Source organism: Halomonas sabkhae (assembly GCF_030409265.1).
GTDB lineage: Bacteria > Pseudomonadota > Gammaproteobacteria > Pseudomonadales > Halomonadaceae > Halomonas > Halomonas halmophila.
The window spans coordinates 60,135-85,756 of sequence record NZ_JAUFPM010000001.1; the positions used below are offsets into that span (position 1 = coordinate 60,135).

At 64.8% G+C, this 25,622-nt stretch carries 22 protein-coding genes; 18 read left to right on the forward strand and 4 right to left on the reverse strand.

Annotated features, from left to right (window positions below; translation table 11 throughout):
* Positions 1-135 precede the first annotated feature (135 nt).
* The 9 genes from QWY79_RS00210 (at position 136) to QWY79_RS00250 (ending at position 12,890) form a co-directional block, all read left to right on the forward strand.
* Entirely contained in the window at positions 136-594 is a 459-nt protein-coding gene (locus tag QWY79_RS00210) for a hypothetical protein (protein ID WP_290268704.1), read from the forward strand.
* Between the two features lie 10 nt (positions 595-604).
* Positions 605-2,437 (forward strand): VWA domain-containing protein, encoded by a 1,833-nt coding sequence (locus QWY79_RS00215; protein WP_290268706.1) that lies wholly within the window; start codon positions 605-607, stop codon positions 2,435-2,437.
* Positions 2,430-3,212, forward strand: coding sequence for a class II glutamine amidotransferase (locus tag QWY79_RS00220; protein ID WP_290268708.1), 783 nt, complete (start codon positions 2,430-2,432; stop codon positions 3,210-3,212). The genes QWY79_RS00215 and QWY79_RS00220 overlap by 8 nt, the downstream gene beginning before the upstream one ends.
* Positions 3,213-3,365: 153 nt before the next feature.
* Positions 3,366-5,036: an AMP-binding protein gene (locus tag QWY79_RS00225; RefSeq protein WP_290268710.1), complete on the forward strand. Its 1,671-nt coding sequence runs from the start codon at positions 3,366-3,368 to the stop codon at positions 5,034-5,036.
* 145 nt (positions 5,037-5,181) lie between these two features.
* Positions 5,182-9,213: an ATP-dependent RNA helicase HrpA gene (hrpA, locus tag QWY79_RS00230; RefSeq protein WP_290268712.1), complete on the forward strand. Its 4,032-nt coding sequence runs from the start codon at positions 5,182-5,184 to the stop codon at positions 9,211-9,213.
* A gap of 38 nt (positions 9,214-9,251) precedes the next feature.
* Positions 9,252-10,373 (forward strand): beta-ketoacyl-ACP synthase III, encoded by a 1,122-nt coding sequence (locus QWY79_RS00235; protein WP_290268714.1) that lies wholly within the window; start codon positions 9,252-9,254, stop codon positions 10,371-10,373.
* A 38-nt stretch (positions 10,374-10,411) separates the two neighbouring features.
* Positions 10,412-11,191, forward strand: coding sequence for an MlaA family lipoprotein (locus tag QWY79_RS00240; protein WP_290268717.1), 780 nt, complete (start codon positions 10,412-10,414; stop codon positions 11,189-11,191).
* Between the two features lie 12 nt (positions 11,192-11,203).
* Positions 11,204-12,394 carry a PP2C family protein-serine/threonine phosphatase gene (locus tag QWY79_RS00245; protein WP_290268719.1) on the forward strand — a complete coding sequence of 397 codons (1,191 nt, stop codon included), beginning with the start codon at positions 11,204-11,206 and terminating at the stop codon, positions 12,392-12,394.
* Complete coding sequence (locus tag QWY79_RS00250) at positions 12,381-12,890, forward strand: STAS domain-containing protein (RefSeq protein WP_290268722.1); 510 nt, start codon at positions 12,381-12,383, stop codon at positions 12,888-12,890. The genes QWY79_RS00245 and QWY79_RS00250 overlap by 14 nt, the downstream gene beginning before the upstream one ends.
* A gap of 27 nt (positions 12,891-12,917) precedes the next feature.
* Here the strand turns inward: QWY79_RS00250 and tal are convergent, their stop codons facing one another.
* Positions 12,918-13,856 carry a transaldolase gene (tal, locus tag QWY79_RS00255; protein WP_290268723.1) on the reverse strand — a complete coding sequence of 313 codons (939 nt, stop codon included), beginning with the start codon at positions 13,854-13,856 and terminating at the stop codon, positions 12,918-12,920.
* Between the two features lie 148 nt (positions 13,857-14,004).
* Here tal and QWY79_RS00260 point away from each other — a divergent pair, with 148 nt between their 5' ends.
* From QWY79_RS00260 to QWY79_RS00300, 9 genes are all read left to right on the forward strand, one after another.
* A complete protein-coding gene (locus tag QWY79_RS00260) occupies positions 14,005-15,252 on the forward strand; it encodes a Bcr/CflA family multidrug efflux MFS transporter (protein WP_290268725.1) in 1,248 nt (415 codons plus the stop codon).
* Between the two features lie 101 nt (positions 15,253-15,353).
* Positions 15,354-16,388, forward strand: coding sequence for a PstS family phosphate ABC transporter substrate-binding protein (locus QWY79_RS00265; RefSeq protein ID WP_290268727.1), 1,035 nt, complete (start codon positions 15,354-15,356; stop codon positions 16,386-16,388).
* A gap of 96 nt (positions 16,389-16,484) precedes the next feature.
* Complete coding sequence (pstC, locus tag QWY79_RS00270) at positions 16,485-17,741, forward strand: phosphate ABC transporter permease subunit PstC (RefSeq protein WP_290268730.1); 1,257 nt, start codon at positions 16,485-16,487, stop codon at positions 17,739-17,741.
* Between the two features lie 17 nt (positions 17,742-17,758).
* Positions 17,759-18,925 (forward strand): phosphate ABC transporter permease PstA, encoded by a 1,167-nt coding sequence (gene pstA / locus QWY79_RS00275; RefSeq protein WP_290268732.1) that lies wholly within the window; start codon positions 17,759-17,761, stop codon positions 18,923-18,925.
* A gap of 93 nt (positions 18,926-19,018) precedes the next feature.
* Complete coding sequence (pstB, locus tag QWY79_RS00280; protein WP_290269107.1) at positions 19,019-19,801, forward strand: phosphate ABC transporter ATP-binding protein PstB; 783 nt, start codon at positions 19,019-19,021, stop codon at positions 19,799-19,801.
* Between the two features lie 159 nt (positions 19,802-19,960).
* Entirely contained in the window at positions 19,961-20,386 is a 426-nt protein-coding gene (locus QWY79_RS00285) for an arsenate reductase ArsC (protein WP_290268734.1), read from the forward strand.
* A gap of 40 nt (positions 20,387-20,426) precedes the next feature.
* Complete coding sequence (locus QWY79_RS00290; RefSeq protein WP_290268736.1) at positions 20,427-21,458, forward strand: ArsJ-associated glyceraldehyde-3-phosphate dehydrogenase; 1,032 nt, start codon at positions 20,427-20,429, stop codon at positions 21,456-21,458.
* Positions 21,451-22,683: an organoarsenical effux MFS transporter ArsJ gene (arsJ, locus tag QWY79_RS00295; protein WP_435389736.1), complete on the forward strand. Its 1,233-nt coding sequence runs from the start codon at positions 21,451-21,453 to the stop codon at positions 22,681-22,683. Before QWY79_RS00290 ends, arsJ begins: the two co-directional genes overlap by 8 nt.
* 74 nt (positions 22,684-22,757) lie before the next feature.
* On the forward strand, positions 22,758-23,054 hold the full coding sequence (locus QWY79_RS00300) for a metalloregulator ArsR/SmtB family transcription factor (RefSeq protein ID WP_435389743.1): 297 nt from the start codon (positions 22,758-22,760) through the stop codon (positions 23,052-23,054).
* A gap of 64 nt (positions 23,055-23,118) precedes the next feature.
* Here QWY79_RS00300 and phnE (QWY79_RS00305) read toward each other — a convergent pair whose 3' ends face one another.
* The 3 genes from phnE (QWY79_RS00305) to phnC are packed head-to-tail and all read right to left on the reverse strand — an operon-like array spanning position 23,119 to position 25,576.
* Complete coding sequence (gene phnE, locus QWY79_RS00305; protein ID WP_290268739.1) at positions 23,119-23,952, reverse strand: phosphonate ABC transporter, permease protein PhnE; 834 nt, start codon at positions 23,950-23,952, stop codon at positions 23,119-23,121.
* Positions 23,949-24,758: a phosphonate ABC transporter, permease protein PhnE gene (gene phnE / locus QWY79_RS00310; protein ID WP_290268741.1), complete on the reverse strand. Its 810-nt coding sequence runs from the start codon at positions 24,756-24,758 to the stop codon at positions 23,949-23,951. Before phnE (QWY79_RS00310) ends, phnE (QWY79_RS00305) begins: the two co-directional genes overlap by 4 nt.
* The gene (gene phnC / locus QWY79_RS00315) at positions 24,755-25,576 is read right to left on the reverse strand and encodes a phosphonate ABC transporter ATP-binding protein (protein WP_290268743.1); all 822 of its coding nucleotides are present in this window, start codon (positions 25,574-25,576) and stop codon (positions 24,755-24,757) included. Before phnC ends, phnE (QWY79_RS00310) begins: the two co-directional genes overlap by 4 nt.
* Positions 25,577-25,622 lie beyond the last annotated feature (46 nt).

Genomic DNA, 25,622 nt, shown 5'->3' on the forward strand with positions numbered 1-25,622 from the left:
AGCTCGCCTAACCTGTTGTTATGTCTCGCTTTCTGTGCTCCGGGCGCCTTGCGCTTTGCTATGCTCGGCGATTACTTCAGCGCTTCCTAAGATGCGTCACTGGTTAATACCTACCATACGCGAATGAGGTGATCGATGCTGATTTCAGATTCCATGCCGCTACTGTGGCTGATTTATGCGGTGCTGTCGCTGGTGGTACTGGGAACGGGCTATATGGGCCTGGCGTTCCTGCCTCGCCTGCCGCGGCTGGTGATCACCTGGATGGTCGCCGGCATCATGTGGGTGCCGTCGAGCTTCAGCACGCCGATCAATGACCAGGGGGATGTCTATAGCGGCATGGCACCGGCAGTGGTCGTCGCCGGCCTGGCGTTCCTCGAGGGTGACACTGCCGGCATGGGTTCGGCACTCGTGCTGGTCGCGGTGGCGGCGGTGATCGGTGGGCTGCTGGGCGTGCTGCTGTGGCGTCGCAAGGGCGCCGGCGATGCGTCGCAGGACGACGCGAAGGACGGCAAGGCCCAACGAGGGGCCACGGCCAAGGGGCGTCAGGATGATCAACACAATGGCCAGGCACGCCGTGAGCCCGTCGTCGGCTGAGGATTCCTTCATGGCCGGATTCGGGTGTCGGAAGGTGCTGTCCGTGGTGGCGTTGGCCGTGCTGCTGTGCCTCTCGGTACCTGCGGCGGTGGCCCAGGTGCCCGAGCAGGAGCCCGATGTGCGGGTGGTGGTGGATGTGTCCGGCAGCATGAAGCGCAATGATCCCGACCAGCTGGCCGCCAGTGCCATGGAACTGCTGGTGTCGGTGCTGCCGAGCGGGGCCCGGGCCGGGGTCTGGACCTTCGGCGAGACCATCGACAACCCGCTGCCCCTGGGCGAGGTCTCCGCGACATGGCGCGACCGGGCGCTGGCCCTGCCGCCGGCGCTGCGTGACTACCAGCAATATACCGATATCGAGGCGGCCCTGGCGCAGGCCGCGGACGCCGAGGCCAACGGCTGGCGGCATCTGATCCTGATGACCGATGGTGTCGTTGACCTGCCACCGGCCCGGGGCAGCAAGCCGGCCATCGACGAGACCTCGCGGCAGCGGCTGGTCGACGACATGGCCCGGCGTTTCGCCAATCACGGCGTGGTGGTGCATGCCATTGCCTTTTCCGACGAGGCCGACCTGGCCCTGGTCGAGCAGCTGGCCCAGCGTACCGGTGGCCTGGCCGCACTGGCCCAGTCGCCGGAGCAGTTGCTGGGCGCCTTTCTGGATATCGTCGAGCGCATCTTCCCGGCGGATCAGGTGCCGCTGGACGATGACAATCGCTTCGTGGTGGATGACAGCGTGGACAATCTGTCGGCACTGATCTTTCACGGGCCGGACGAGGGGCCGGTGACCCTGGTGGCGCCGGATGGTAGCCGCTATACCGCCGAGACCGCGCCCGAAGGAGTGCGCTGGCAGGTCGAACCGCGCTTCGATCTGATCCGCGTGCCACAGCCGGTGGCCGGTGAGTGGCGCATCGAGGGGCCGGTGGGGGCCAAGAGCCGCATCAGCGTGACCTCGCCCTGGCGGCTGCGCACCTCGGCGTTGCCGACCACCCTGTATCGCGGCTTTCCGGTGCCTCTCGAGGCCTGGTTGAGCCATGCGGAGGGCAGTGCCGAGATGCCCGCCAATCTCCGGTTTTCCGTGACGCTGACGGGTGAGGATGACCGGCCGCTGGCAGAGGTCCAGCTGGACCCGACGCAGCGTGACGGCCATTTCCAGGGAGCCCTGCCGGCCCCCGAGCAGACCGGCAACGCCCGCCTGCTGATCCGCGCCCGGGCGGATGGCTTCGAACGCCAGCGTGGCCAGGCGGTGAACATCCTGCCATCCATCGGGGTGGCGCATGAGGCTGATACAGGGCAGTTGGTCTTCGCCGCCGAGCATCCCCGTCTCAATCGCACCAACACGCGTATCCGGGCGGATTTCCAGGGTCGGCAACTGGATGTCGAGGCGGTGGGCGAGACCCGCTGGCGGCTGACCCTGCCCGAGCTCGAGGAGGACGTGAGTCAGCCCCTGCGCCTCACCGCCAGCGCCGAGCTGGATGGCGAAACGCATGAATGGCGTCTGCCCACCGTGACGCTCAACGCCGATAGCGTGGTCGGCATCGATCGGCTGGACATGGCGGGCCCGACGCTCTCCGCCGAGCGTTTCGCCGACGAGGAGACGGCGCCGACGCCGGAGCCGCCGACGAATCCGGCCGATCGTTTCGTCGACTGGGTCAATGCCCTGCCGGAGCTGCTGCAGCAGGGCTGGCAGGCCGGCTGGCCCGGCGTGGAGCGGGCGGCTGCCCGGCACGCCAAGGAACCGCGGCTATGGATCGCCGTGGCGGCCCTGATGCTGATCGTGCTGGCGGGGGTCGGCTGGCGTCGCCGGCGGCGCGCGTCGGGTACCACAAGGAAGGAACCGCATGTGTGAACTGCTTGGCATGAGTGCCAATGTCCCCACTGATATCTGTTTCAGTTTCTCCGGCTTTCTGCACCGCGGCGGGGGGACCGGGCCGCATCGCGATGGCTGGGGGATCGCCTTCTACGAGGCGGGCGGCTATCGGGATTTTCGCGACCCGCACCCGTCCGTGGATTCGCCCATCGCGCGCTTGATACGCGATTACCCGATCAAGTCGCATGTGGTGATCAGCCACATTCGCCAGGCCAATGTCGGCCAGGTCAAGCTGGCCAATACGCACCCCTTCACCCGCGAGATGTGGGGGCGGCCCTGGTGCTATGCGCACAACGGTCAGCTCAGCCAGGCCTGGCAGGATCTGCCATTGTCGTTCTACCAGCCGGTCGGTACCACCGACAGCGAGCATGCCTTCTGCTGGCTGATGGGCGAGCTGCGTCAGGCTTTCCCCGAGCCGCCGCAGGACTACGCGTCATTGTGGTGCCACCTGCACCGCCTGTGTGAACAGCTGCGCGGGCTGGGCGTCTTCAACCTGCTGCTGGCGGATGGCGAGCATCTGTATACCTATTGTTCCACCAAGCTGGCACATATCACCCGACGCGCCCCCTTTGGCCAGGCCAGTCTCTCCGATGCCGAGCTGAACGTGAACTTTGCTGAACATACCACGCCCAATGATGTGGTATCGGTGATTGCCACCGAGCCCTTGACCGATAATGAAGACTGGGTACGCATGGAGCCCGGCGAGTTGCTGGTGTGGCGTGATGGGGAAATCCAGGGGCGATTTAAAACGTGAGTTTCAATCGACTGTTTTTTATCCGGCCCTGACTGGTATAAGCTGACCCGACAAGGCTGATGATCGACGCTTTACCCAGCGACCCGACAGGCAAGATCGCAAACCAGAACAACAAGGGCCGACCCGGTGTCGGCGCCCATCGTGGAGAACGCCATGAACGAGCACGCCAACTCCGCCATCCTGCATGGCCCGGATCTGGAAGGCACCGGCAAGTATCAATCGGTGCTGGATGTCTTTCACTCGAGCACCGAGCGCTTCGCCGACAAGACCGCCTTCAGTTGCATGGGCCAGTCGATCAGCTATCGCGAGCTGGATCGCCTGTCCGGTGACTTCGCGGCCTGGCTGCAGCACGAGACCGACCTCCAGCCCGGCGACCGGGTGGCCATTCAGCTGCCCAATACCCTGCAGTTTCCCGTGGCGGTGTTCGGTGCCGTGCGGGCCGGCATGGTCGTGGTCAATACCAATCCGCTGTATACCGAGCGGGAAATGGCCCATCAGTTCAAGGACTCGGGGGCGCGTGCCATCCTGATTCTGGCCAACATGGCCGACAAGCTGGAGCGCATCCTCGATCGCACCGATATCGAGCATGTGGTGGTGACCGAGCTGGGCGACCTGCACGGCTTTCCCAAGCGCCATCTGATCAATGCCGTGGTCAAGTACGTCAAGAAGATGGTGCCGAGCTTTCATCTGCCGCAGGCCGTGTCGTTGCGCCAGGCGCTCAAGCGCGGCAGTGGCCTGTCGCATCAGGATGCCACCCCGGGGCCCGAGGATATCGCCGCCCTGCAGTACACCGGCGGCACCACCGGCCCGGCCAAGGGCACCATGCTGACCCACGGCAACCTGGTGGCCAACATGCTGCAGGCCCATCAGGCCATCGGCCCGGGGCTGGGCGAGGGCTGTGAGGTGGTGGTGGCGCCGCTGCCGGTCTACCACATCTACACCTTCACGGTGAATTGCCTGTTCATGCTGGAAACCGGCAACCACAGTGTATTGATCACCAACCCGCGCGACCTGGATGCCTTCGTCAAGGAACTGAAGTCGCTGGACTTCACCGGCTTCATCGGCCTCAACACCCTGTTCAATGCCCTGTGCAATCGCGACGACTTTCGCGCCCTGGATTTCTCGTCGCTGCGCCTGACCATCTCCGGCGGCATGGCGCTGACTCGCGCGGCGGCTCAGCGCTGGGAAGAGGTGACCGGCTGTGCCATCACCGAGGGCTATGGGCTGACCGAGACCTCGCCGATCGTCAGCTTCAATCCGGTCGACGGCATTCGGCTGGGTACCATCGGCAAGCCCGTGGGTGGCACCTCCGTCAAGGTCGTGGACCTCGACGGCCATGACCTGCCGATGGGCGAGGCGGGCGAACTGTGCGTACGCGGCCCCCAGGTCATGAAGGGCTACTGGCAGTGCGAAGCGGAGACCGCCAAGGTGCTGGATGCCGAGGGCTGGTTCCATACCGGCGACATCGCCGAGCTGCAGGATGATGGCTATATCCGCATCGTCGACCGCAAGAAGGACATGATTCTGGTCTCCGGCTTCAACGTCTATCCCAACGAGATCGAGGATGTGGTGGCCGGTCATCCCGGCGTCGTGGAAGTCGCGGCGGTTGGCGTGCCGGACGAGGAAAGCGGCGAGGCGGTCAAGCTGTTCGTCGTTGCCGGGGATGCCGACCTGGATGCCGAGACCCTGCGTCAGTGGTGCAAGAAGGAGCTCGCCGCCTACAAGGTGCCGCGCCAGGTGGAATTCCGCGATGAGCTGCCGAAGACCAATGTCGGCAAGGTATTGCGTCGCGAGTTGCGTGATCAGGATAGCGCCGACGCCTGACGTGCCCGGGAGTGTCACGCACCACCGCCGCGGGCCGCTGACAGCGGTTCCGTGGCGGCTTGATTACCGCCCCGATTAGGAGCCGAAAGCCTGCTCACGTTACAATCCCGGTCGCACCAACGATCACCGGAGTCATCGAGCCATCGTGAGTAGCCATCCCCAGACCGACACCGCCCCCGACGTTTCCGCTTCCGATCACGATGCCCTGCGCGCCTTGCAGCGTGAGCTGTCTGGTGTGCAGTCGCGCGATGAGCCGCGCCTGCGCAAGCGCCTGACGGGGCTGATGCGCCGGCAGCAGCAGGGCAAGCCCGTGGATCGCGGGCTCCATGAGCTGCGCCGCGAGATCGATGGGTCGCGGGGCCGGGTCGAGGCGCGTGCCGCCGGCTCGGTGCATCTGGAGTATCCGCCGGAACTGCCGGTCGCCGAGCGGCGTGAGGATATTCTCGCGGCGCTGCGCGATCATCAGGTGGTGGTGGTGGCCGGCGAGACCGGCTCGGGCAAGACGACCCAGCTGCCCAAGCTGTGCCTGGAGCTCGGGCTCGGCCAGCGCGGCCTGGTCGGCCACACCCAGCCGCGCCGGCTGGCGGCACGCTCGGTGGCCACGCGTCTGGCCGAGGAAATGCAGGTGCCACTGGGCGAGCAGGTCGGTTACCAGGTGCGCTTTACCGATCAGACCGCGGACAGCACGCGGGTCAAGCTGATGACCGACGGCATCCTGCTGGCCGAGACGCGCCATGACCCTGACCTGACGCGCTACGAGGCGATCATCATCGACGAGGCCCACGAGCGCAGCCTCAACATCGACTTCCTGCTGGGTTATCTCAAGCGCCTGATGGCGCGGCGGCCGGACCTGAAGATCATCATTACCTCGGCGACCATCGACGTGGAGCGCTTTTCCCAGCATTTCGCGAGCCCGGGCGCCGAGGGCGAGTCCGTGCCGGCGCCGGTGGTCGAGGTGTCCGGGCGTGCCTATCCCGTGGACGTGCGCTACCGCCCCCTGGTGCGCGCGGATGACGAGGAGGAGGATCGCACCCTGCAGGAAGGTATCCTGCATGCGGTGGAGGAAATCGAGAACATCGAACGCGAGAAGCGCTGGTTCCACGGGCCGCGGGATATCCTGATCTTCCTGCCCGGCGAGCGTGAGATCCGCGAGGCCGCCGACACATTGAGGCGCGCCGATCTGCGCGACACCGAGATCCTGCCGCTTTATGCGCGCCTGTCCAATGCCGAGCAGAACCGTGTCTTCGCGCCCCACAAGGGGCGGCGCATCGTGCTCTCGACCAATGTCGCCGAGACCTCGCTCACCGTGCCCGGCATTCGTTATGTGATCGACCCCGGGCTGGTGCGCATCAGCCGTTACAGTTATCGCGCCAAGATTCAGCGCCTGCCCATCGAGCCGATCAGTCAGGCCAGCGCCAACCAGCGCAAGGGGCGTTGCGGGCGTGTCGCCGAGGGCGTGTGCATCCGCCTCTACGACGAGGACGACTTCCTGGGACGGCCGGAATTCACCGACCCGGAGATCCGGCGCACCAACCTGGCCTCGGTGATCCTCTCCATGCTGTCGCTGAAGCTGGGGGATATCGAGGCCTTTCCGTTCGTCGATCCGCCGGATTCGCGCTTTGTCAGCGATGGTTTCCGGCTGCTCTACGAGCTCGGCGCGGTGGATGATGGCCAGCGCCTGACGCCCACCGGCAAGCACCTGGCCCGCTTGCCGATTGACCCGCGGCTGGCGCGCATGCTGCTGGCGGGGGCCGAGCAGGGTGGCCTGCGCGAGGTCCTGATCGTGGTCTCGGCACTGGCGACCCAGGACCCGCGCGACCGGCCGGCCGAGAAGCGCGAGGCGGCCGACCAGGCGCATCGCCGCTGGCAGGATGTCGACTCCGATTTCGTCACCCTGCTCAATCTGTGGAATGGCTTCGAAGAGGCCCGCGAGGAGCTGTCCGGCAACCGGCTGCGCCGCTGGTGTCGGGAGCATTACCTGAATTATCTGCGCCTGCGCGAGTGGCACGATACCTTTCGTCAGCTGCGTCAGTTGCTGCGCGACATGGACATCGAGGTCCCGGCCCGGCCGACACAGCCGGTGGTGGTCACCGAATCCGACCGGGAGAGTGCGCGGCAGGCGCAACGCGACAACGCCGTGCAGCTGCACAAGGCGCTGTTGCCGGGCCTGCTCTCGCACCTGGGGCAGTTCCACGAGAATCGCGAGTACCTCGGGGCGCGCAATCGCAAGTTCATGATCCATCCGGGTTCCGGACTGTCGAAGAAGACGCCCAAGTGGCTGATGGCCTTCGAGCTGATCGAGACATCGCGGCTGTTCGCGCGCACCGTGGCGCGTATCGACCCGCAGTGGATCGAGCCGGCGGCGGGGCACCTGGTCAAGCGCAGTTACAGCGAGCCGCACTGGGAGATGAAACGCGCCCAGGTGGTGGCCTTCGAGCAGGTGACCCTGTTCGGCCTGCCTATCGTGGCGCGCCGCCGCGTGCATTACGGGCCCATCGCGCCACAGGAGGCCCGCGAGCTGTTCATTCGTCGCGCCCTGGTCGAGGGCGAGTTCCGGACGCGGGGCGAGTTCTTCGCCCATAACCGGGCCCTGGTCGAGGAAGTCGAAGATCTCGAGGATCGGGCGCGCAAGCGCGACATCCTGGTCGACGAAGAAGCGCTGTTCGACTTCTATGACGCGCGGCTTCCGGAAGATGTCTACAACGGCAAGAGCTTCGAGGCCTGGCGCAAGAAGGCCGAGCGTGACGACGCGGATATCCTCAAGTTCGATCGTCAGGCGCTGTTCGCTCGCCAGGCCGAGGAAGTCACCCAGGCGGATTACCCCGATGAGCTGGTGCTGGGCGGGGTGCGTTATCCGCTGGCCTATCACTTCTCGCCGGGGGCGGCGGATGATGGCGTGACGCTGACGGTGCCGGCGGCGATGCTGCCGCAGCTGCCGGCCGGGCGTCTGGAATGGCTGGTGCCGGGGCTGCTGCGCGAAAAGTGCATCAGCCTGGTCAAGTCGCTGCCCAAGTCGATCCGCCGCCAGGTGGTGCCGATCCCCGATTGGGTGGACGCCGCCCTGCAGACCATGACGCCCGACGATACGCCACTGACCGAGGCGCTGGGCGAGTTCCTGCGGCGCAAGACCGGGGCACGCCCCCACCCGGACGACTGGCGCTTCGACCAGCTCGAGCCGCACCTGATCATGAACCTCAAGGTGGTCGACCATGAGGGCAATGAACTCGGCCAGGGCCGGGATGTGCGCGAACTGGAGCGGCGTTTCGAGAAGGCCGCCGGGCAGGGCGCTCAGGCGCTGGCCGAGCAGGCCAGCGAGGGGCAGGCACTGGACACACTGCCGGCCTCGGCTCTGCCGGAATCGCGTGTCACCACCCAGGCGGGCATCCGGGTCGAGGCCTTTCCGGCGGTGGTGCCGCGTGGCGAGGCCCTGGATGTGGAGCTCTTCGATCACCCCGACAAGGCCCGTGAGGCCCACCGGCGAGGCGTCGTCTGGGCGGCCCGGGCGCGGCTGCCCGATCAGGCCCGGGCCATCGAGCGCCTGCCGGGCATGAAGCCCTGTGCCTTGCTGTTCACCAAGGTCGGCAGCAAGCGTCAGCTCACGGATGACGTCATCGATGCGGCTTTCCGTCAGGTGGTGGCGGTGGATCCGCTGCCACGCTCGGCCGACGAGCTCGAGCAGCGTGTCAGCGAGTGTCGTGCTGAGGTGGTGCCGCGGGCGGAAGCGCTGCTGGCCACCCTGGAAAAGGCCCTGGAAGGCCATCTGGCAGTGACCAAGGCGTTGAAGGGCAATCTGAATCTTTCGCTGGCGCTGGTATACAGTGATCTCAAGGCCCAGATGCAGCGGCTGGTGTATCCCGGCTTCGTCAGTGAGGCAGGCGACTGGCTGGAGGAGTATCCTCGTTACATGGAAGCCGCGCGCATTCGTCTGGAGAAGGCGTCACGCGAGCGCATGCGCGACCAGATGCACATGCAGGAGATACAGGACCTGGAGGCTCGCCTGGCCGCGCGTCGCGAGAGCGAGCGCCGCGGTGAGGTCGAGGATCCGACACTGGTCGAGTTCGGCTGGTGGATCGAGGAATTGCGGGTGTCATTGTTTGCGCAGCAGCTGGGCACCCGCATGCCGGTGTCGGCCAAGCGCCTGGAAAAACGCTGGGCGGAAATCACCGGGCGCGGCTGAGGCCCTTCGGTGTCAATGGGCGAGATAGGGAGAGTCAGATGACCCGAGTGGTAATGACCGGCACGGGGCTATTCACGCCGCCGAATGCCATCGACAATGCCGCCCTGGTGGCGAGCTTCAATACCTGGGTGGCGGCCGAGAACGTGCGCCTGGCCGGTGCCATCGAGGCGGGGCAGTGTGAGCCGCTGGCGACCTCCAGCGAGGACTTCATCGTCAAGGCGTCCGGCATTCACAGTCGCTATGTGATGGATGCCGAGGGCATCCTGGACCCCGAGCGGATGCGACCGAACCTGCCGGTGCGCGGCAATGATGAACTGTCGATCCAGGCCGAAATGGGGCTTGCCGCGGCGCACGAGGCCCTGGCGTCGGCGGGGGTGTCGGCCGCCGACATCGACCAGGTGATCGTCGCCTGTTCCAATCTGGAGCGCCCCTATCCGGCAGTGGCGGTCGAGCTGCAGGCGGCGCTCGGCGCCGGCGGGCATGCCTACGACATGAACGTGGCCTGTTCGTCGGCGACCTTCGCCATCGATGCGGCCAGCAATGCCATTCGCGCCGGTGCGGCGCGTCGCGTGCTGGTGGTCAGCCCGGAGATCTGCTCGGCCCATTTGAATTTTCGCGATCGCGACAGTCATTTCATCTTCGGCGATGCCTGCACGGCCATCGTGCTGGAGGATGATGCCGTGGCCACCGCCGACTCGCGTTTCGAGGTGCTGGGCACGCGACTGGTGACGCAGTTTTCCAACGCCATTCGCAACAATGCCGGCTTCCTCAACCGGGTGGCCGACGCGGATCCGCTGGCGGCGGACAAGTTGTTCGTCCAGGAAGGGCGGCGCGTGTTCAAGGAGGTCTGCCCCATGGTGGCCGGCCTGATCGGCGAGCACCTGGCGCAGCTCGAGTTGAGCGGGGATGATCTGTCGCGGCTGTGGCTGCATCAGGCCAATCGCCACATGAACGACCTGATCGCGCGTCGGGTGCTGGGACGCGAGCCTGCGGCCGGCGAAGCGCCGATCATTCTCGACCGCTATGCCAATACCAGTTCGGCCGGCTCGATCATCGCCTTCCATCTGCATCGCGATGACCTGGCCTCGGGGGCGCTGGGGGTGGTGTGTTCCTTCGGTGCGGGCTACAGTGCCGGCAATGTCGTGGTGCGTCGCCGCTGACGATAGAGTGACATAACTGGCAGGAGACCCTTGAAGCAATGAATCGACCATTCACGACGACTTTTTCCCGGGCAGCGCGGCCCTTGCTGGCCGGGCTGGCACTTGTTGTGCTGTCCGGCTGCGCGACGACACAGAGTTCTGCGCCGGCCAATCCCGAGGATCCCTGGGAAGGCTTCAATCGCGGGGTCTTCGCCTTCAACGAGACCCTCGATCGCTATGCCCTGAAGCCGGTGGCCCAGGGCTATCGCTTCGTGACGCCGGATCCGGTGGAAACCGGGGTCGGCAACTTCTTCTCGAACCTGGGCGAGATTCGCACCACGCTCAACAGTCTGCTGCAGGGCAAGGGCTCGAATGCCAGTGCCTCGACCGGCCGCTTTTTGCTCAACTCCACGGTGGGCGTGTTCGGTGTCTTCGATGTGGCCTCGCAGATGGGCCTGAACGCGCGGCAGGAAGATTTCGGTCAGACCCTGGGCAGCTGGGGCCTGGACTCGGGGCCCTACCTGGTGCTGCCGCTGCTGGGGCCGAGTACGCTGCGTGATACCGGTGGCCTGCCGGTGGACATGTACACCTATCCTGTGACCTATGTCGAGGACGATGTGGTGCGTTACTCGTTGCGCGGGCTTCAGATCGTCGACGCCCGGGCGGGGCTGCTGGATCAGGAAAAGCTGATTCAGGGCGACCGCTATTCCTTTATACGTGATAGCTGGCTGCAACGTCGACGCTTCGAGGTCAGCGACGGTGAGCTGGGCGAAGACCCCTTCGCCACTGATGATTTCGACCTGGAAGGCAGTGATTTTGATGATGCCTTCGCCGAGTGAGGCGGTGACAGGATGTCGAGCGACAATGCGTTGATCGGCGTGGTCGACCGGCCGGGTGCCGAACGTGATGCCCTGGCCAGTACCATCGCCAAGGACGGTCTCGCGGTCCTGGCCGCGGCCGATGTCGACCAGCTGCCGGCGGAGACGGTGCTGGTGGTGGTGCACTCCCGCGCCGTCTCGCCCGGCGACTGGCCGGAGCTGTGCCGGCGCCTGCCGACGCTGGTGGTCAGCGATGATCGTCAGGACAGCGAGCTGTTCTCGGCGGTGGACGCGGGCCTGGTGGACTATGTCGTCGATCCGCTGCGCCACGGCCATCTGCTGCGGCGCATGATTCGCCGGGTCATCGAGGTCAATCGGCTAGCCGGAGAACGGGAACGGGACCGTCTGCGGCTGGCCGAGCTCAACGAGCATCTCGAGACGCATCTGGCCATGCTGCGCCTCGACCAGCAGGCGGGCGGGCAGATCCAGCGCAAGCTGCTGCCGCCCAGCCCGCAGTACTCGGGCAGCGTGCGTTGTGATTACTGGCTGGCACCGTCGCTCTATCTCTCCGGGGATTTTCTCGACTTCCAGCATTTCGACGAACGCTACACCATCTTCTATTTCGCCGATGTATCCGGCCATGGCGCGTCATCGGCCTTTGTCACCGTCCTGCTCAAGTATCTTTTCAACCGCTGGCAGGGCGAGTGGGACGGCCGCGACCCAGAAGCGCTGGCCCCGGGCTGGCTGGCGGCGCTCAATCGCGAGTTGCTGGATACCGGCATCGGCAAGCATGCCACTCTGTTCGTCGGGGTGATTGACCGCGAGCAGCGATATCTCCACTATTCGCTCGGCTCGCAATTCCCGATGCCGCTGCTGGTGGCCGACGACACCACACTGACGCTGGCCGGCGAGGGCATGCCGGTGGGCCTGTTTCCGGATGTCGAGTACCCGCGTCTGGGCTGCGCCCTGCCGGACGATTTCAGGCTGTGGCTGTGTTCCGATGGCATTCTCGATTGCCTGCCGGGGGCGTCGCTGGATGAGCGCCTGGAGGTGCTCATGCAACGGGCCCGGTCTCACCGAACACTGGCCGGCTTGCGCGACAGTCTGGCGCTCGGCGAGCAGGTGGAGGGCAATGAGGTGGCCGCGGATGATGCCAATGGCGATGAGCTGCCGGATGACCTGACGATCATGATGTTGAGCGGATTTGGCGATGATAATGCATGAAGGCCGTATTCAGGCGGCGTTCGATTCCGGGGTGTTCGTACTCAAGCTGAGTGGCGATGTGCGCCTGACGCTGTGTGCGACCCTCGATCAGCAGGCTCAGCAACTGGCCGCCACGCCGGGGCTGGAGGCCGTGATGGTCGATCTGCGCGAGGCCACCAATGTGGACTCGACGGCGCTCGGCTTTCTGGCCAAGGTGGCCATGGCGTTGCGTGATCGCCTCGACCAGGCGCCGACCATCGTGGTCGACAACCCGGATGTACGCCGCATGCTCGATGTCATGGGGTTCGCGCGCTATTACACCCTGCTGGAGTCGCCGGTCACCGAGCCTCACCAACTGCATGACCTGGACGCCGTGCCTGCGGGTGAGGCCGACACCCGCGAGCGAGTGCTCGAGGCGCATCGCATCCTGATGCACATGAGCGAGCATAATCGCGAACAGTTCCAGCCGCTGGTGGATATGCTCGAGGCGCAGCGCTCCTCGAGCTCCTCCGACTAGACCTTCCTCCCATACGCCGCGCGCTCATCAGCCCTGGCGCAGTTCGGCCAGCAGGGCTTCCAGCTTGCGCTGATCGGCCATGAACTTGCGAATGCCTTCGGCCAGTTTCTCGGTGGCCATGGCGTCCTCGTTCAGGTCCCAGCGGAATTCGGCCTCGTCCTGCGGGGCAGGGGCCTGGGTCTCGGCGTCCAGTGGCGTCAGCCGGCGCTCCAGCGGTTGCCGGGTCTCGGACAGCTCCTCGAGCAGGGCCGGCGAAATGGTCAGGCGATCGCAGCCCGCCAATGCCTGAATCTCGCCGCTGTTGCGGAAGCTGGCGCCCATCACCACGGTTTCGTAGCCGTGTCCCTTGAAGTGTTCGTAGATGTGGCGAACCGACTGCACACCGGGATCCCGGTCGCCGCTGAAGTCGGCTTGCGGGTCGTGCGCCTTGTGCCAGTCGAGAATACGCCCGACGAACGGCGAGACCAGGGTGACGCCGGCATCGGCACAGGCTCTGGCCTGGGCAAAGCTGAACAGCAGCGTCAGGTTGGTGTGGATGCCCTCGCGTTCGAGCACGCGTGCGGCCTGGATGCCTTCCCAGGTGGCGGCGACCTTGATGAGGATGCGCTCGGCCGGCACGCCCTGACGGTCATAGCGCTCGATCAGCGAACGTGCTCGGGCCAGGGTGGCCTGGGTGTCGAAGGAAAGCTGGGCGCTGACCTCGGTGGAGACATAACCCGGTACCAGCTGGGTGATCTCGCTGCCGATCTCGACCGCCACGGCGTCCAGGGCTGCGTCGATATCGGTGGCACGGCGGGCGATGTCGGCCAGGCGGGCGCGGCGTTCCGGCTGCTGGGCGGCCTGCAGGATCAGCGAGGGGTTGGTGGTGGCATCGGTGGGCTGGAAGCGACGAATGGCGTCCAGGTCGCCGGTATCGGCCACCACGGTGGTCATTTGCTTGAGCTGTGAGAGCTGGTCGTCGGCCATGCGGTTTCCTCGGTCGAAAGCATTGGAAGTGGCCTTCACTCTACCAAGCCAGCGACGCTGACAACACTGGGCCGGCATTGGCATGCCGGCACGCGACGTCGAATGACGTTATCATGGAGGCTTCGACCCGCAAGCTTGTGGAGGCCCCTTGAAACTCGATGCTCGACGAACCGCCCTGCTGGTGGCGGCCAATACCGCGCTGGCGCCCTTTGCCATTGATGCCTATCTGCCTGCCATGCCGGCACTGGCCGAGGCCGTGGACGCCAGCGTGCATCATACCGAGCTGTCGATCAGTTTCTTCCTGCTGGGCTTCGCGCTCGGCCAGTTGACCGGGGGGCCGCTGTCCGATCGCTTCGGTCGGCGCCCGGTGCTGTTGAGCGGGCTGGTGATCTTCCTGATTGCCAGCCTGCTGATCACCCAGGTCAATACCCTGACCGAGCTGCTCGGGCTGCGCTTCGTCCAGGCGCTGGGCGGCGGGGCCTGTGTGGTCAATTCGGCGGCCATCGTGCGGGACTGCTTCAGTGGTCGCGAGGCCGCCAAGGTCATGTCGACCATGGCCATGATCATGATGCTGGCGCCACTGGCTGCGCCGGCGGTGGGCTCCGGCCTGTTGTACCTGGCCGACTGGTGGCTGATCTTCGTCTTCCTGGCGGTGTACGCGGCCTTCCTGCTGTGGCTGATGGGGACGCGCCTGCCGGAGACGCGGCCCGCGGACGCGCCGATGGCCTCGGCGCGCCAGGTGCTGCGCAACTATGCCAGCGTGCTGCGCCACCGCGAGGCCATGGGCTATGTGCTGTCGGTGGCGACCACCTTTGCCGGCATGTTCGCCTTCATCACGGCCTCGCCGTTTCTCTACATCACTCATTACGGCATCTCGCCGGCCATCTATCCGGTCGTGTTCGGGGCCAATGTCGTGGTCATGGCGGCCTCGAATCGCCTCAATATCCGTCTGTTGCGGCGGCGCAGTCCACAGCAGAACATGCGCCTGGGCATGGCCGTGCAACTGGCGGTGGCCGTGGGCCTGATCGGGCTGGTGGCGACTGGCCTCGACTCGCCCTATACGGTGGTGCCGCTGATCATGGTGTTCATGGGCATGGTGGGGCTGATCACGCCCAATGCCATGTCGTCGATGCTCGAGCACTTCAGCCACATGAGTGCCACGGCCACGGCACTGCTGGGCAGCATCCAGTTCACCTGCGGTTCGCTGGCGGGTGTCATCGTCAGTGCCTTCGAGATCGACAGCGCCTGGCCCATGGTGCTGACCATGCTGGTGGTGTCGCTGGCCGGCAATATCGCGCTGCGCCGGCTGGCCGGTCATGCGCTGGGTGCGCCATCCCCGGCGCGCTCGGGGGATTCAGGCAGCCGCAGCGAGGCGGAGCAGACAGGCGCTTCATGATTTTTGGCATGAAATGACGTTGTGTCATGAAGCTGTCATTTTTGTGGGGCATCTTGTGTCGTGCGAAGGATGAACACTTCCACGAACAGGAGCCTTTCTCCATGAACCGCATCCTCAATAGCCGTACATTCAAGACCACTGCCATCGCCGCCGCCATCGGTGTGGCGGGCGTCGCCCAGGCCCAGGAGTCCGAGCAGCTGCGCATCGTCGGCTCCAGCACGGTCTATCCGTTTGCAAGCTACGTGGTCGAAGAGTTCGGTGCCACCACCGACTATGCGACCCCGGTCATCGAGTCCACCGGTTCCGGTGGTGGCTTGCGCCTGTTCTGCAATGGCGTCGGTGATGACACGCCTGACATCACCAATGCCTCGCGCCGCATCAAGGTTTCCGAGTTCGAGCGCTGCCAGGAAAATGGCGTGACCGACATCACCGAAGCCATGGTCGGCTATGATGGCATCGCCTTCGCTCAGTCCAGCGAAAACGACGCCATGCCGGTGACCCGCGAGCAGCTGTTCCTGGCGCTGGCCGCTCAGGTGCCGGTCGATGGCGAGCTGGTCGACAATCCGTACGAGACCTGGAGCGATGTCGACAGCTCGCTGCCGGATCGCGAGATTGCCGTCTATGGTCCGCCCACGACCTCCGGCACGCGTGATGCCTTCGAGGAAATGGTCATGGCGGCGACTGCTGAAGGCATGGATGCCTATGGCGGTGAAGAGTACACCGACATTCGTTCCGACGGTGCCTTCATCGATTCAGGCGAGAACGACAACCTGATCGTCAAGCGCCTGTCCGAGAATACCGATGCCTTCGGTATCTTCGGTTACTCCTTCCTGGAAGAGAATTCCGATGCGCTGCTGGGCTCCAGCATCGATGGCGTCAAGCCGACGCCCGAAGCCATCGGCAGCGGTGAGTATCCGGTGTCGCGTTCGCTGTTCTTCTACGTCAAGAACCAGCACAGCGAAGACGTTCCGGCCATGATGGAATACGCCAACCTGTTCATGAGCGAGCAGATGATCGGCGACATGGGCTATCTGAAGGGCCTGGGGCTGATCCCGGCACCGTCGGATATGCGCGAAGAGCAGCGCAACGCCATCAAGAACCAGGAGCAGCTCGAACTGGCTGACCTCGAGAAGTAAGCCACCCTGGTGATGCCCTGAGCCGGCCGGCAGTCAGGCTGTCGGCCGGCTCGCGTTAGAGCGAATGCTCCGCGTGAATTCCTTCGAGAGAATCCTATGCAGACCAATCAAATCCTCGCCACCTTCTGCGGCACGCTCCTGGTGCTGGGTCTGATAGCCTTCTTCCTGGGGCGCTCCAAGGCGTCCAGGGTGCGTGCGGCGGGAACCTCCATGCACGCTCAGCCCGATCAGTATGGCTGGTTCACCGTGCTTTCCACGGCGGGGCCTGCTGTCCTGGTGGGTGTCGTGGGCGCCTTTGTCATGCTGCTGATAGGCGGCGATATCCCGTCCTTCTATCTGCTGGCCGGCAGCCTGATCGTGGCCTGTGTCGGTCTGATGGCCGGTATCTATCTGGTCAAACCCAATTTTCACGCGCGCAAGGCTATCGAGGCGGTCGTCCGCTTCATGCTGGCCGGCGCGGCGATGGTGTCGATCTTCACGACCTTCGGCATCCTGATATCTATCATCGGGGAGGCGATTCGCTTCTTCCAGATGCAGAGCTTCTGGGACTTCATCACCGGAACCACCTGGAACCCCGGCGCCAGTTTCCTGGAAGCGGCCGGCCGCGGCGATGAAGGGGGCAGTGCCGCCAAGTTCGGGTCGGTACCACTCTTTGCCGGCACCTTCATGATCACCCTGATCGCCATGCTGGTGGCCATTCCGGTGGGATTGCTGTCGGCGATCTACATGGCCGAGTTCGCGCCCGAGAAGGTGCGCACCGTGGCCAAGCCGGTCCTCGAGGTGCTGGCCGGCATTCCGACCGTGGTCTACGGCTTCTTCGCGGCCATCACGGTGGCGCCGATCATCGTGGCGGTCGCCGGCTTCTACGGCATCGAGGCATCATTCAGCAATGCCATGGCCCCGGGTATCGTCATGGGCATCATGATCATTCCGTTCATTTCCTCGCTGTCCGACGACGTCATCAGTTCGGTGCCGGGCAGCATGCGTGAGGGTGCCCTGGCACTCGGCATGACCAAGAGCGAAATGATCCGCGATGTGGTCGTGCCGGCGGCCATGCCGGGCATCATCTCGGCGTCGCTGCTGGCGGTGTCGCGCGCCCTGGGCGAAACCATGATCGTGGTCATGGCGGCCGGCATGCGCCCCAACCTGACCGCCAATCCCTTCGAGGACATGACGACGGTCACGGTGCGGATCGTCTCGGCGCTGACCGGCGACCTGGAGTTCGGCAGTGCCGAAACGCTTTCGGCCTTCGCCCTCGGCCTGGTGCTGTTCGTGGTGACCCTGGCCCTGAACTTCGTGTCGGTGATCATGATTCGCCGGTTCCGCGAAAAGTATCGCATCAACAACCTTTAAGCTGGGAGTTCTGACCGATGAACCATTCCTTCGATGACATCAGCGCCCAGCTCAAGAAGCGCCACCGCAAGTCGGCACGCCTGAAGTGGATGTCCATGGGCGCCCTGGGCCTGGCGGGTCTGTTCCTGGTGCTGTTCTTCGCCGACATGCTGGTCAAGGGGCTGCCGGCCTTTCAGCAGGCTCAGGTCCAGGTCGAGGTCGAATACAGCGAACAGGCCAGCCAGATTCCGCTGGCCGCCCTCGACGAGGAAATGCGCCCGCTGGTCAGCCGCGGCTATCTGCGCCTGATTCCCCAGCGCATGGAAGACAACCCGGAGCTTGAGGGCACCACTCGCACCGAGTGGGTGCTGGCGGACAGTAGCGTTGACCAGTATCTCAAGGGGCATCGCACCAACCTCGGCTCCTCTGAACAGGCGGTGGTCGATCGGCTTGCGTCCCAGGGGCGTGCCGAGCTTCAGTTCAATACCACCTTCTTCACCAAGGGTGATTCCAAGATGGCGGAGTTTGCCGGCATTGCCGCGGCGGCCTTCGGAACCATGATGACGCTCCTGGTGACCCTGGCAGTGGCCTTCCCCATCGGCGTGATGACGGCGGTCTATCTCGAGGAGTTCGCTCCGGATAACCGTTTCACGCAGCTGGTCGAGATCAACATCAACAACCTGGCGGCGATCCCCTCGATCCTGTTCGGCCTGCTCGGCCTGGCGATCTTCATCGGCTTCTTCGGCGTGCCGCGCTCGTCACCGCTGGTAGGCGGGTTGACCCTGGCGCTGATGACCCTGCCGGTGATCATTATCTCGACTCGCTCGGCACTACGCAGTGTGCCAGACTCCATTCGTCACGCGGCGTTCGGCGTGGGCTGCTCGCGCTGGCAGATGGTTCGTGACCATGTGCTGCCGGTGGCCTTTCCGGGAATCCTGACCGGCTCGATCATCGGCCTGGCGCAGGCCATGGGTGAAACCGCCCCCTTGATCATCGTCGGTATGGTGGCCTTCATCCCGGACATCACCGGCTCCTTCAGCGAGGCGGCGACGGTGTTGCCGGCACAGATCTTCACCTGGGCCGGCGAGCCGGAGCATGCCTTCATCGAGAAGACCTCGGGCGGCATCCTGGTGCTGCTGGCGGTCCTGATCACCATGAATGCGACTGCCGTGGTGCTGCGCAGGAAATTCGAACGTCGCTGGTGAGCCCGCGGCCTGAATACAGGAAATGCCATGATGAATATGCAAGTTGCCCAGCGGAGTACGACATCCATGACCGGTCAAACCGCCGGCGAGCCGGTGACACGCAACGAAGACGCCAATCACGAGCTGAGCATCCGTGTTCGTGACCTCAACCTCTGGTATGGCGAAAACCAGGCCCTGAGTAGCGTCGACATGGATGTCTATCAGAAGAACATCACGGCGCTGATCGGCCCCTCGGGGTGCGGCAAGTCGACCTATCTGCGCTGTCTCAATCGCATGAATGACCTGATTCCCAGTGTGCGCATTCAGGGCATGATCGAGATGGACGGCCGCGACATCAACGACAAGAAGATGGACGAAGTGGCGCTGCGTCGGCGCGTCGGGATGGTCTTTCAGAAGCCCAATCCGTTCCCCAAGTCGATCTACGAGAATGTCGCCTATGCGCCGCGCATGCACGACCTGGTGAGCCGCAAGTCGGACTCCGACGAACTGGTGGAGCGTGCCCTGCGCGATGCCGGACTGTGGGAAGAGGTCAAGGACAAGCTGCAGGACCCGGGTACCTCGCTGTCCGGTGGCCAGCAGCAGCGCCTGTGCATTGCCCGTGCCATCGCGGTGAGCCCGGACGTGATTCTGATGGACGAGCCGACCTCGGCGCTGGATCCGATCTCCACGGCGACGGTCGAGGACCTGATGGACAAGCTGAAGCAGCGCTATACCATCATCACGGTGACGCACAACATGCAGCAGGCGGCGCGTGTGGCGGATTACACGGCGTTTTTCCACCTCGGTGAAGTCATCGAATACAACGACACCAAGACCATGTTCGCCAACCCGGCGACCAAGAAGGCCGAGGATTACATTACCGGCCGCTACGGTTGATGGCGGCGAGCTGACTGGCGAGACAGTCGTTGTGAGTGAACGGGGAGGCCGCCAGGTCTCCCCGTTGTCGTTTGGGGCGACTTTACCGGGCAGGCTGTCATCATCTTGACACCTGAGCCGGTTATATATGGAATTCCATATATCAACGCCAGGTGCTGTATGTCCCGACCCAGTGTGCTCTTTCTGTGTAATGCCAACTCGGCCCGCTCGCTGATGGGCGAAGCTCTGCTGCGGCAGCTGGCGGGGGAGCGCTTTGCTGCCTTCAGTGCCGGCTCGCAACCGGATCAGCCACATGAGCTGGCGCTGGCCGCCTTGCACAAGCAGGGTATCGATACCACGACACTGTCCAGCAAGCCGCTGAAAGATTTTGCCGGTGAACATTTCGAGACGGTGATCGTGCTCTGCGACAAGGCGCATCAGGCCTGCCGTGACTGGCCGGGCAGCCACGATGAATATCTCTACTGGGATATCCGCGACCCGCGACAGATCGATCGTCCGGATGCCTACGAGCAGGCGCTGCAGGAAATCCGTCGACGCCTGACGCTGTGGCTCGAACTCAAGGCCCAGGACACTTCCACCCGCTGACCACCGGCCATCATCCGGCGCATCGAGGAGACTCAGACGCATGACACTACGTATCGGCATCAATGGTTTCGGGCGCATCGGGCGCCTGGCGCTGCGCTCACTATGGCCGCATGTCGCGTCCGGTGAGGTGGAAGTGGTGCGCCTCAACGACCCGGGCGGGGAGGCGGCCACCTTTGCGCACCTGCTGGAGTTCGATTCGGTGCACGGCCACTGGTGCCCCGGCCAGGGTATCCAGGCCACGGCCGACAGCCTGATGATCGATGGACGCGACATCGCCTTCGGGGCCGGTTCTGCCGTGGATGACAGCGACTGGTCCGGCTGCCAGGTAGTGGTCGAGTGCTCCGGTGTCATCAAGGAGCGCCAGGCCCTGCAGGCGTATCTGGAGCAGGGCGTCGAGCGGGTCGTGGTCAGCGCCCCGGTCAAGGATGAGGGCGTGCTCAATGTGGTGGTCGGGGTCAACGACGACCAGTACGATCCGCATCAGCATGCCATCGTCACCGCCGCGAGTTGCACCACCAACTGCCTGGCCCCGGTGATCAAGGTGATTCACGAACGCTTCGGCATTCGCCACGGCTCGATGACCACGGTGCATGACATCACCAATACCCAGACCATCCTCGATGCGCCGCACAAGGACCTGCGACGCGCCCGGGCCTGTGGCATGAGCCTGATTCCCACCTCCACGGGTTCGGCCCGGGCGATTACCGAGATATTTCCCGAGCTCACCGGCAAGCTGAACGGCCACGCCGTGCGGGTGCCTCTGGCCAATGCCTCGCTGACCGACATGGTCTTCGAGCTCGAGCGCGAGGTGACGGTGGAAGAGGTCAATGCCGCCCTGAAAACCGCCGCTGCGGGGGAGCTTGCCGGCATCCTGGGCTACGAGCAGCGCCCGCTGGTCTCCATCGACTATCGCACCGACCCGCGCAGCTCGGTCATCGACGCGCCCTCGACCATGGTCATCAACGGCACCCAGCTCAAGCTGTATGCCTGGTACGACAATGAATGGGGCTATGCCAATCGCACCGCGGAACTGGCCCTGAAGGTCGGCCATGGCGGAGGGACGCGTGGCTGAATCATTGGGCGCACGACTCCGGGCACTGCCCTTCGAGATTCGTCAGTACCTGCTGATCACCGGCAATTACTGGGCCTTTACCCTGACCGACGGTGCCCTGCGCATGCTGGTGGTGCTGCACTTCCATCAGCTGGGCTATTCGCCGTTGGAAGTGGCCATGCTGTTTGTCTTCTACGAGGCCTTCGGCGTGGTGACCAATCTGGTCGGCGGCTGGCTGGGCGCACGCCTTGGCCTCAACCGCACCATGAATCTCGGGCTGGGGCTGCAGATCCTGGCGTTGTCGATGCTGATGGTGCCGGCGGCCAGCCTGAGCGTGCCCTGGGTGATGGCGGCCCAGGCGCTGTCGGGCATCGCCAAGGACCTCAACAAGATGAGCGCCAAGAGCGCGGTCAAGGTGCTGGTGCCCAGGGATAGTGCCCAGGCCAACAGCGCCCTGTATCGCTGGGTGGCGATCCTGACGGGTTCGAAGAATGCCCTCAAGGGACTGGGCTTCTTCCTCGGCGGTGTGCTGCTCACCCTGGTGGGCTTCCGCGGCGCGGTGGTCGCCATGGCCGTCATGCTGGCGGGCGTATTGGCGGTCTCGCTGATTCGCCTCAGGGCGGACCTGGGGCGGGGCAAGCACAAGCCCAAGTTTACCGAGGTGTTTTCCCAGTCGCGGGCCATCAATGTGCTTTCGGCGGCGCGCTTCTGTCTGTTCGCCGCCCGGGATGTGTGGTTCGTGGTGGCCTTGCCGGTGTTTCTGTATGACCAGCACGGCTGGAGCCACTGGACGGTGGGCGGTCTGCTGGCGATCTGGGTAATCGGCTATGGTGGTGTCCAGACCCAGGCACCCCGCCTGACCGGGCTGGTCGGCGGAGGTCCGCGCTTCGTCACCGCCTTCTGGGCTGCCTGGCTGGCAGGGCTGCCGGTCTTGCTGGCACTGTTGCCGCTGGCTCAGGTGGGCTGGCTGGTGGCCGGCCTGCTGGCGTTCGGCGTGCTGTTTGCCATCAATTCGAGCTGGCACAGTTATCTGATCGTGCACTTCGCCCGGGCCGACGGGGTGTCCATGGACGTGGGCTTTTACTACATGGCCAATGCCATGGGGCGCCTGGCCGGTACGGTGCTGTCGGGCTGGGTCTATCAGGTGTACGGGCTCTCGGCGTGTCTGTGGGTTTCCGCCGGCCTGGTGGCGGCCAGTGCCTGTCTGGCACTGGCCTTGCCGCGGCATGCACAGGCAGCCGAGTGAAGGCGGGAGATGAACCATTGACGGAGCTGACACCCCTGACGTGCTTCAAGTGCCTGGCCGATGACACTCGCCTGATGCTGGTGCTGCTGATTCGCGGTGAAGGCGAGTTGTGCGTCTGTGAACTGACGCATGCGCTGGCGCTTTCCCAGCCCAAGGTCTCGCGCCACCTGGCCCAGCTTCGCCACTGCGGCCTGCTGCAGGACCGCCGCGAAGGTTCCTGGGTCCATTATGCCCTCGAGCCGAACCTGCCGGACTGGGCGGAGGAAGCCCTGGCCGCCGCCGCTCGAGGGGAGGCCGAGCGGGTCGAGACGCTGCAGCGCCATCTCGAGGCCATGGGGGATCGCCCCGAGCGTCGCGCTACCCTGTGTTGACTGCCGTCCGGGGCTTGCCTGGCTCGGTCCGGGCGTATGTTGACGCTGGCAAGCCCAAGCATGCCTAGATCAGTGCCTGACGCATGCGCGCCGAGACCGTTTCGCTGATCACTACGGTGCCCAGGATCATGATCAGGATGGTGGCGACCTGGGACCAGGCCAGGGTGTTGATGGAGGCTTGCAGCTTCATGCCGATGCCACCGGCCCCCACCAGCCCCAGGATGGTGCTCTCGCGAATGTTGATGTCCCAGCGAAACAGCGCAATACCCCAGAAGGCCGGTAGTATCTGGGGAACGATGCCATAATGGATGATCTGGGCGGAACGGGCGCCGGTGGCGGCCACGGCCTCGATCTGGTGGTGATCGGTTTCCTCGATGGCTTCGTACAGCAGCTTGCCGACGAAGCCTATGGAACGCAGGGCGATGGCAACGATGCCGGCCAGCAGGCCCGGGCCGATGATCGCGACCAGCAGCAGAGCCCAGATCAGGGAGTTGATCGAGCGCGAGGCCACGATGATAAACAGCGCCACGGGGCGAACCAGCAGCACTGACGGGGTGGTATTGCGGGCGGCCAGGAAGGCTATCGGCGCCGCCATGATGACCCCACCCAGGGTGCCGAGGGTGGCGATGTTGAGGGTGTCCCACAGCGGCATCAACAGCTCGGGAAGATAGGCCAGCTGCGGCGGGAACATGCGGCTGCCGATGTCCACTGCCTGATCGGGTGCATCGGCGACGAAGATCCACAGGGTGCCTTCGTTCATCACCTGCCAGCACCAAACGAACAGTGCCACCAGGGCCAGCCAGCCACCCCACAGCGCGAGGCGTGCACGCGGCGTGCGAAAGGTCCAGACCCGCGAGTAATGGCTCGGCTCGCCAGGCCGGTTATCAAGAACACTCATTGCAGGAATTTCCTCAGATAGCTGGAACCATATTCCGTCAGCATCACGATGGCGATGACGATCAGCAGGATGGCGGCGGCGCTGTCGTATTCGTAGCGGTCGATGGCGGTATTGAGGGTTGCCCCAATGCCGCCGGCGCCGACGATGCCGATCACCGAGCTCTCGCGAAAGTTGATGTCCAGGCGATAGAGTGACAGGCCGATCAGCCGCGGCATGACCTGGGGCTGCACGGCGAAGTGAATCAGTTGCCACCAGCTGGCTCCGGTGGCCCGGATCGCTTCGATCTGGCTGGCGCTGGCTTCCTCGATGTCGTCGGCGAGCAGCTTGGCCACGAAGCCGATGGACGCAAAGGCCAGGGTGAGGAAACCGGCAAAGGGACCGAAGCCGAACATGGCCACCAGGAAGATGGCGATGATGATCTCCTGCAACGAACGGCTGACGGCGACGATCGAGCGACACACCATATACACCGGCCGGGGCGACAGATTGCGTGCCGCGCCGATGCCGATGGGGACCGAGAGCAGTACGCCCACCACGGTGGCGGTCAGCGTCATGGTCAGGCTCTCGATCAGCCCCTGGCGGATGTCGCCCCAGCGGCTGTAGAAGTCCGGTTGCAGAAAGCCCTGGACGAAACTCGCGCCGCGTTCCAGGCCCTCGATGACGCGGCCGGCGTCGATCTCCAGCGAGCCGACGGCCAGGACCAGGTAGGCCAGTACCAGCAACGGGAGTGCCAGTCGCCAGCGTTTGGTCGTGACCAGCTGCGGCGGGCGTTTCCAGTATCGCGGGTAGGAGGTGTTCGCCGTCATGTCGCTGTTCCCGCCATCCGCATTGGGCCTGTTGTCCGTGCGTCGGAATCAGGCTCGTCATCCTGTTCAGTGGTGTTCCAGTCCTCGGCGCCATAGATTTCGGTGAGCATGGCCGCGTCGAGGTTCCCTGGTGCATCGTCGACGACCATGTGGCCGGCCCGCAGGCCAACCAGCCGATCGACGAACTGCTGAGCGAGCGGGACATCATGGATGTTGACAATGGCAGGTAGCTGGCGCTCGGCGCAGATCTCGGTGATCAGGCGCATGACCTGGCGGCTGGTCTTGGGATCGAGACTCGCCGTGGGCTCGTCGACCAGCAGTAGCTCCGGCTCCTGGGCCAGGGCCCGGGCAATACCGACGCGCTGCCGTTGGCCGCCCGAGAGGGCGTCGGCGCGCTTGTCGGCGTGTTCGAGCAGCCCCACCCGGTCGAGCAGGCGGTAGGCATTCTCGATATCCCGGCCGGGGAAACGTCGTGTGAAGCTTCGCCAGAAGGGGACATAGCCCAGCCGTCCGGACAGCACGTTTTCCATCACGGTCAGCCGTTCCACCAGCGCATATTCCTGGAAGATCATGCCGATGCGTCGACGTGCCTGGCGCAGTTCACGACTGCCCAGGCTCACCAGGTCGGTGTCGCCCAGACGGATCCTGCCACTGGAGGGTTCCACCAGGCGGTTGATGCAGCGAATCAGGGTCGACTTGCCGGCGCCCGAGGGGCCGATCAGGCCCACGACCTGACCTCGCGGAACCTGCAAGGTTACCTCGGACAAGGCAATGTCGTGGTGGGTATAGGTCTTGGTGAGTTTCTCGAGGGTAAGCACGTTGCCGATTTTCTCCTGCGTCGCAACGACGTGAAGGCGCGGACGA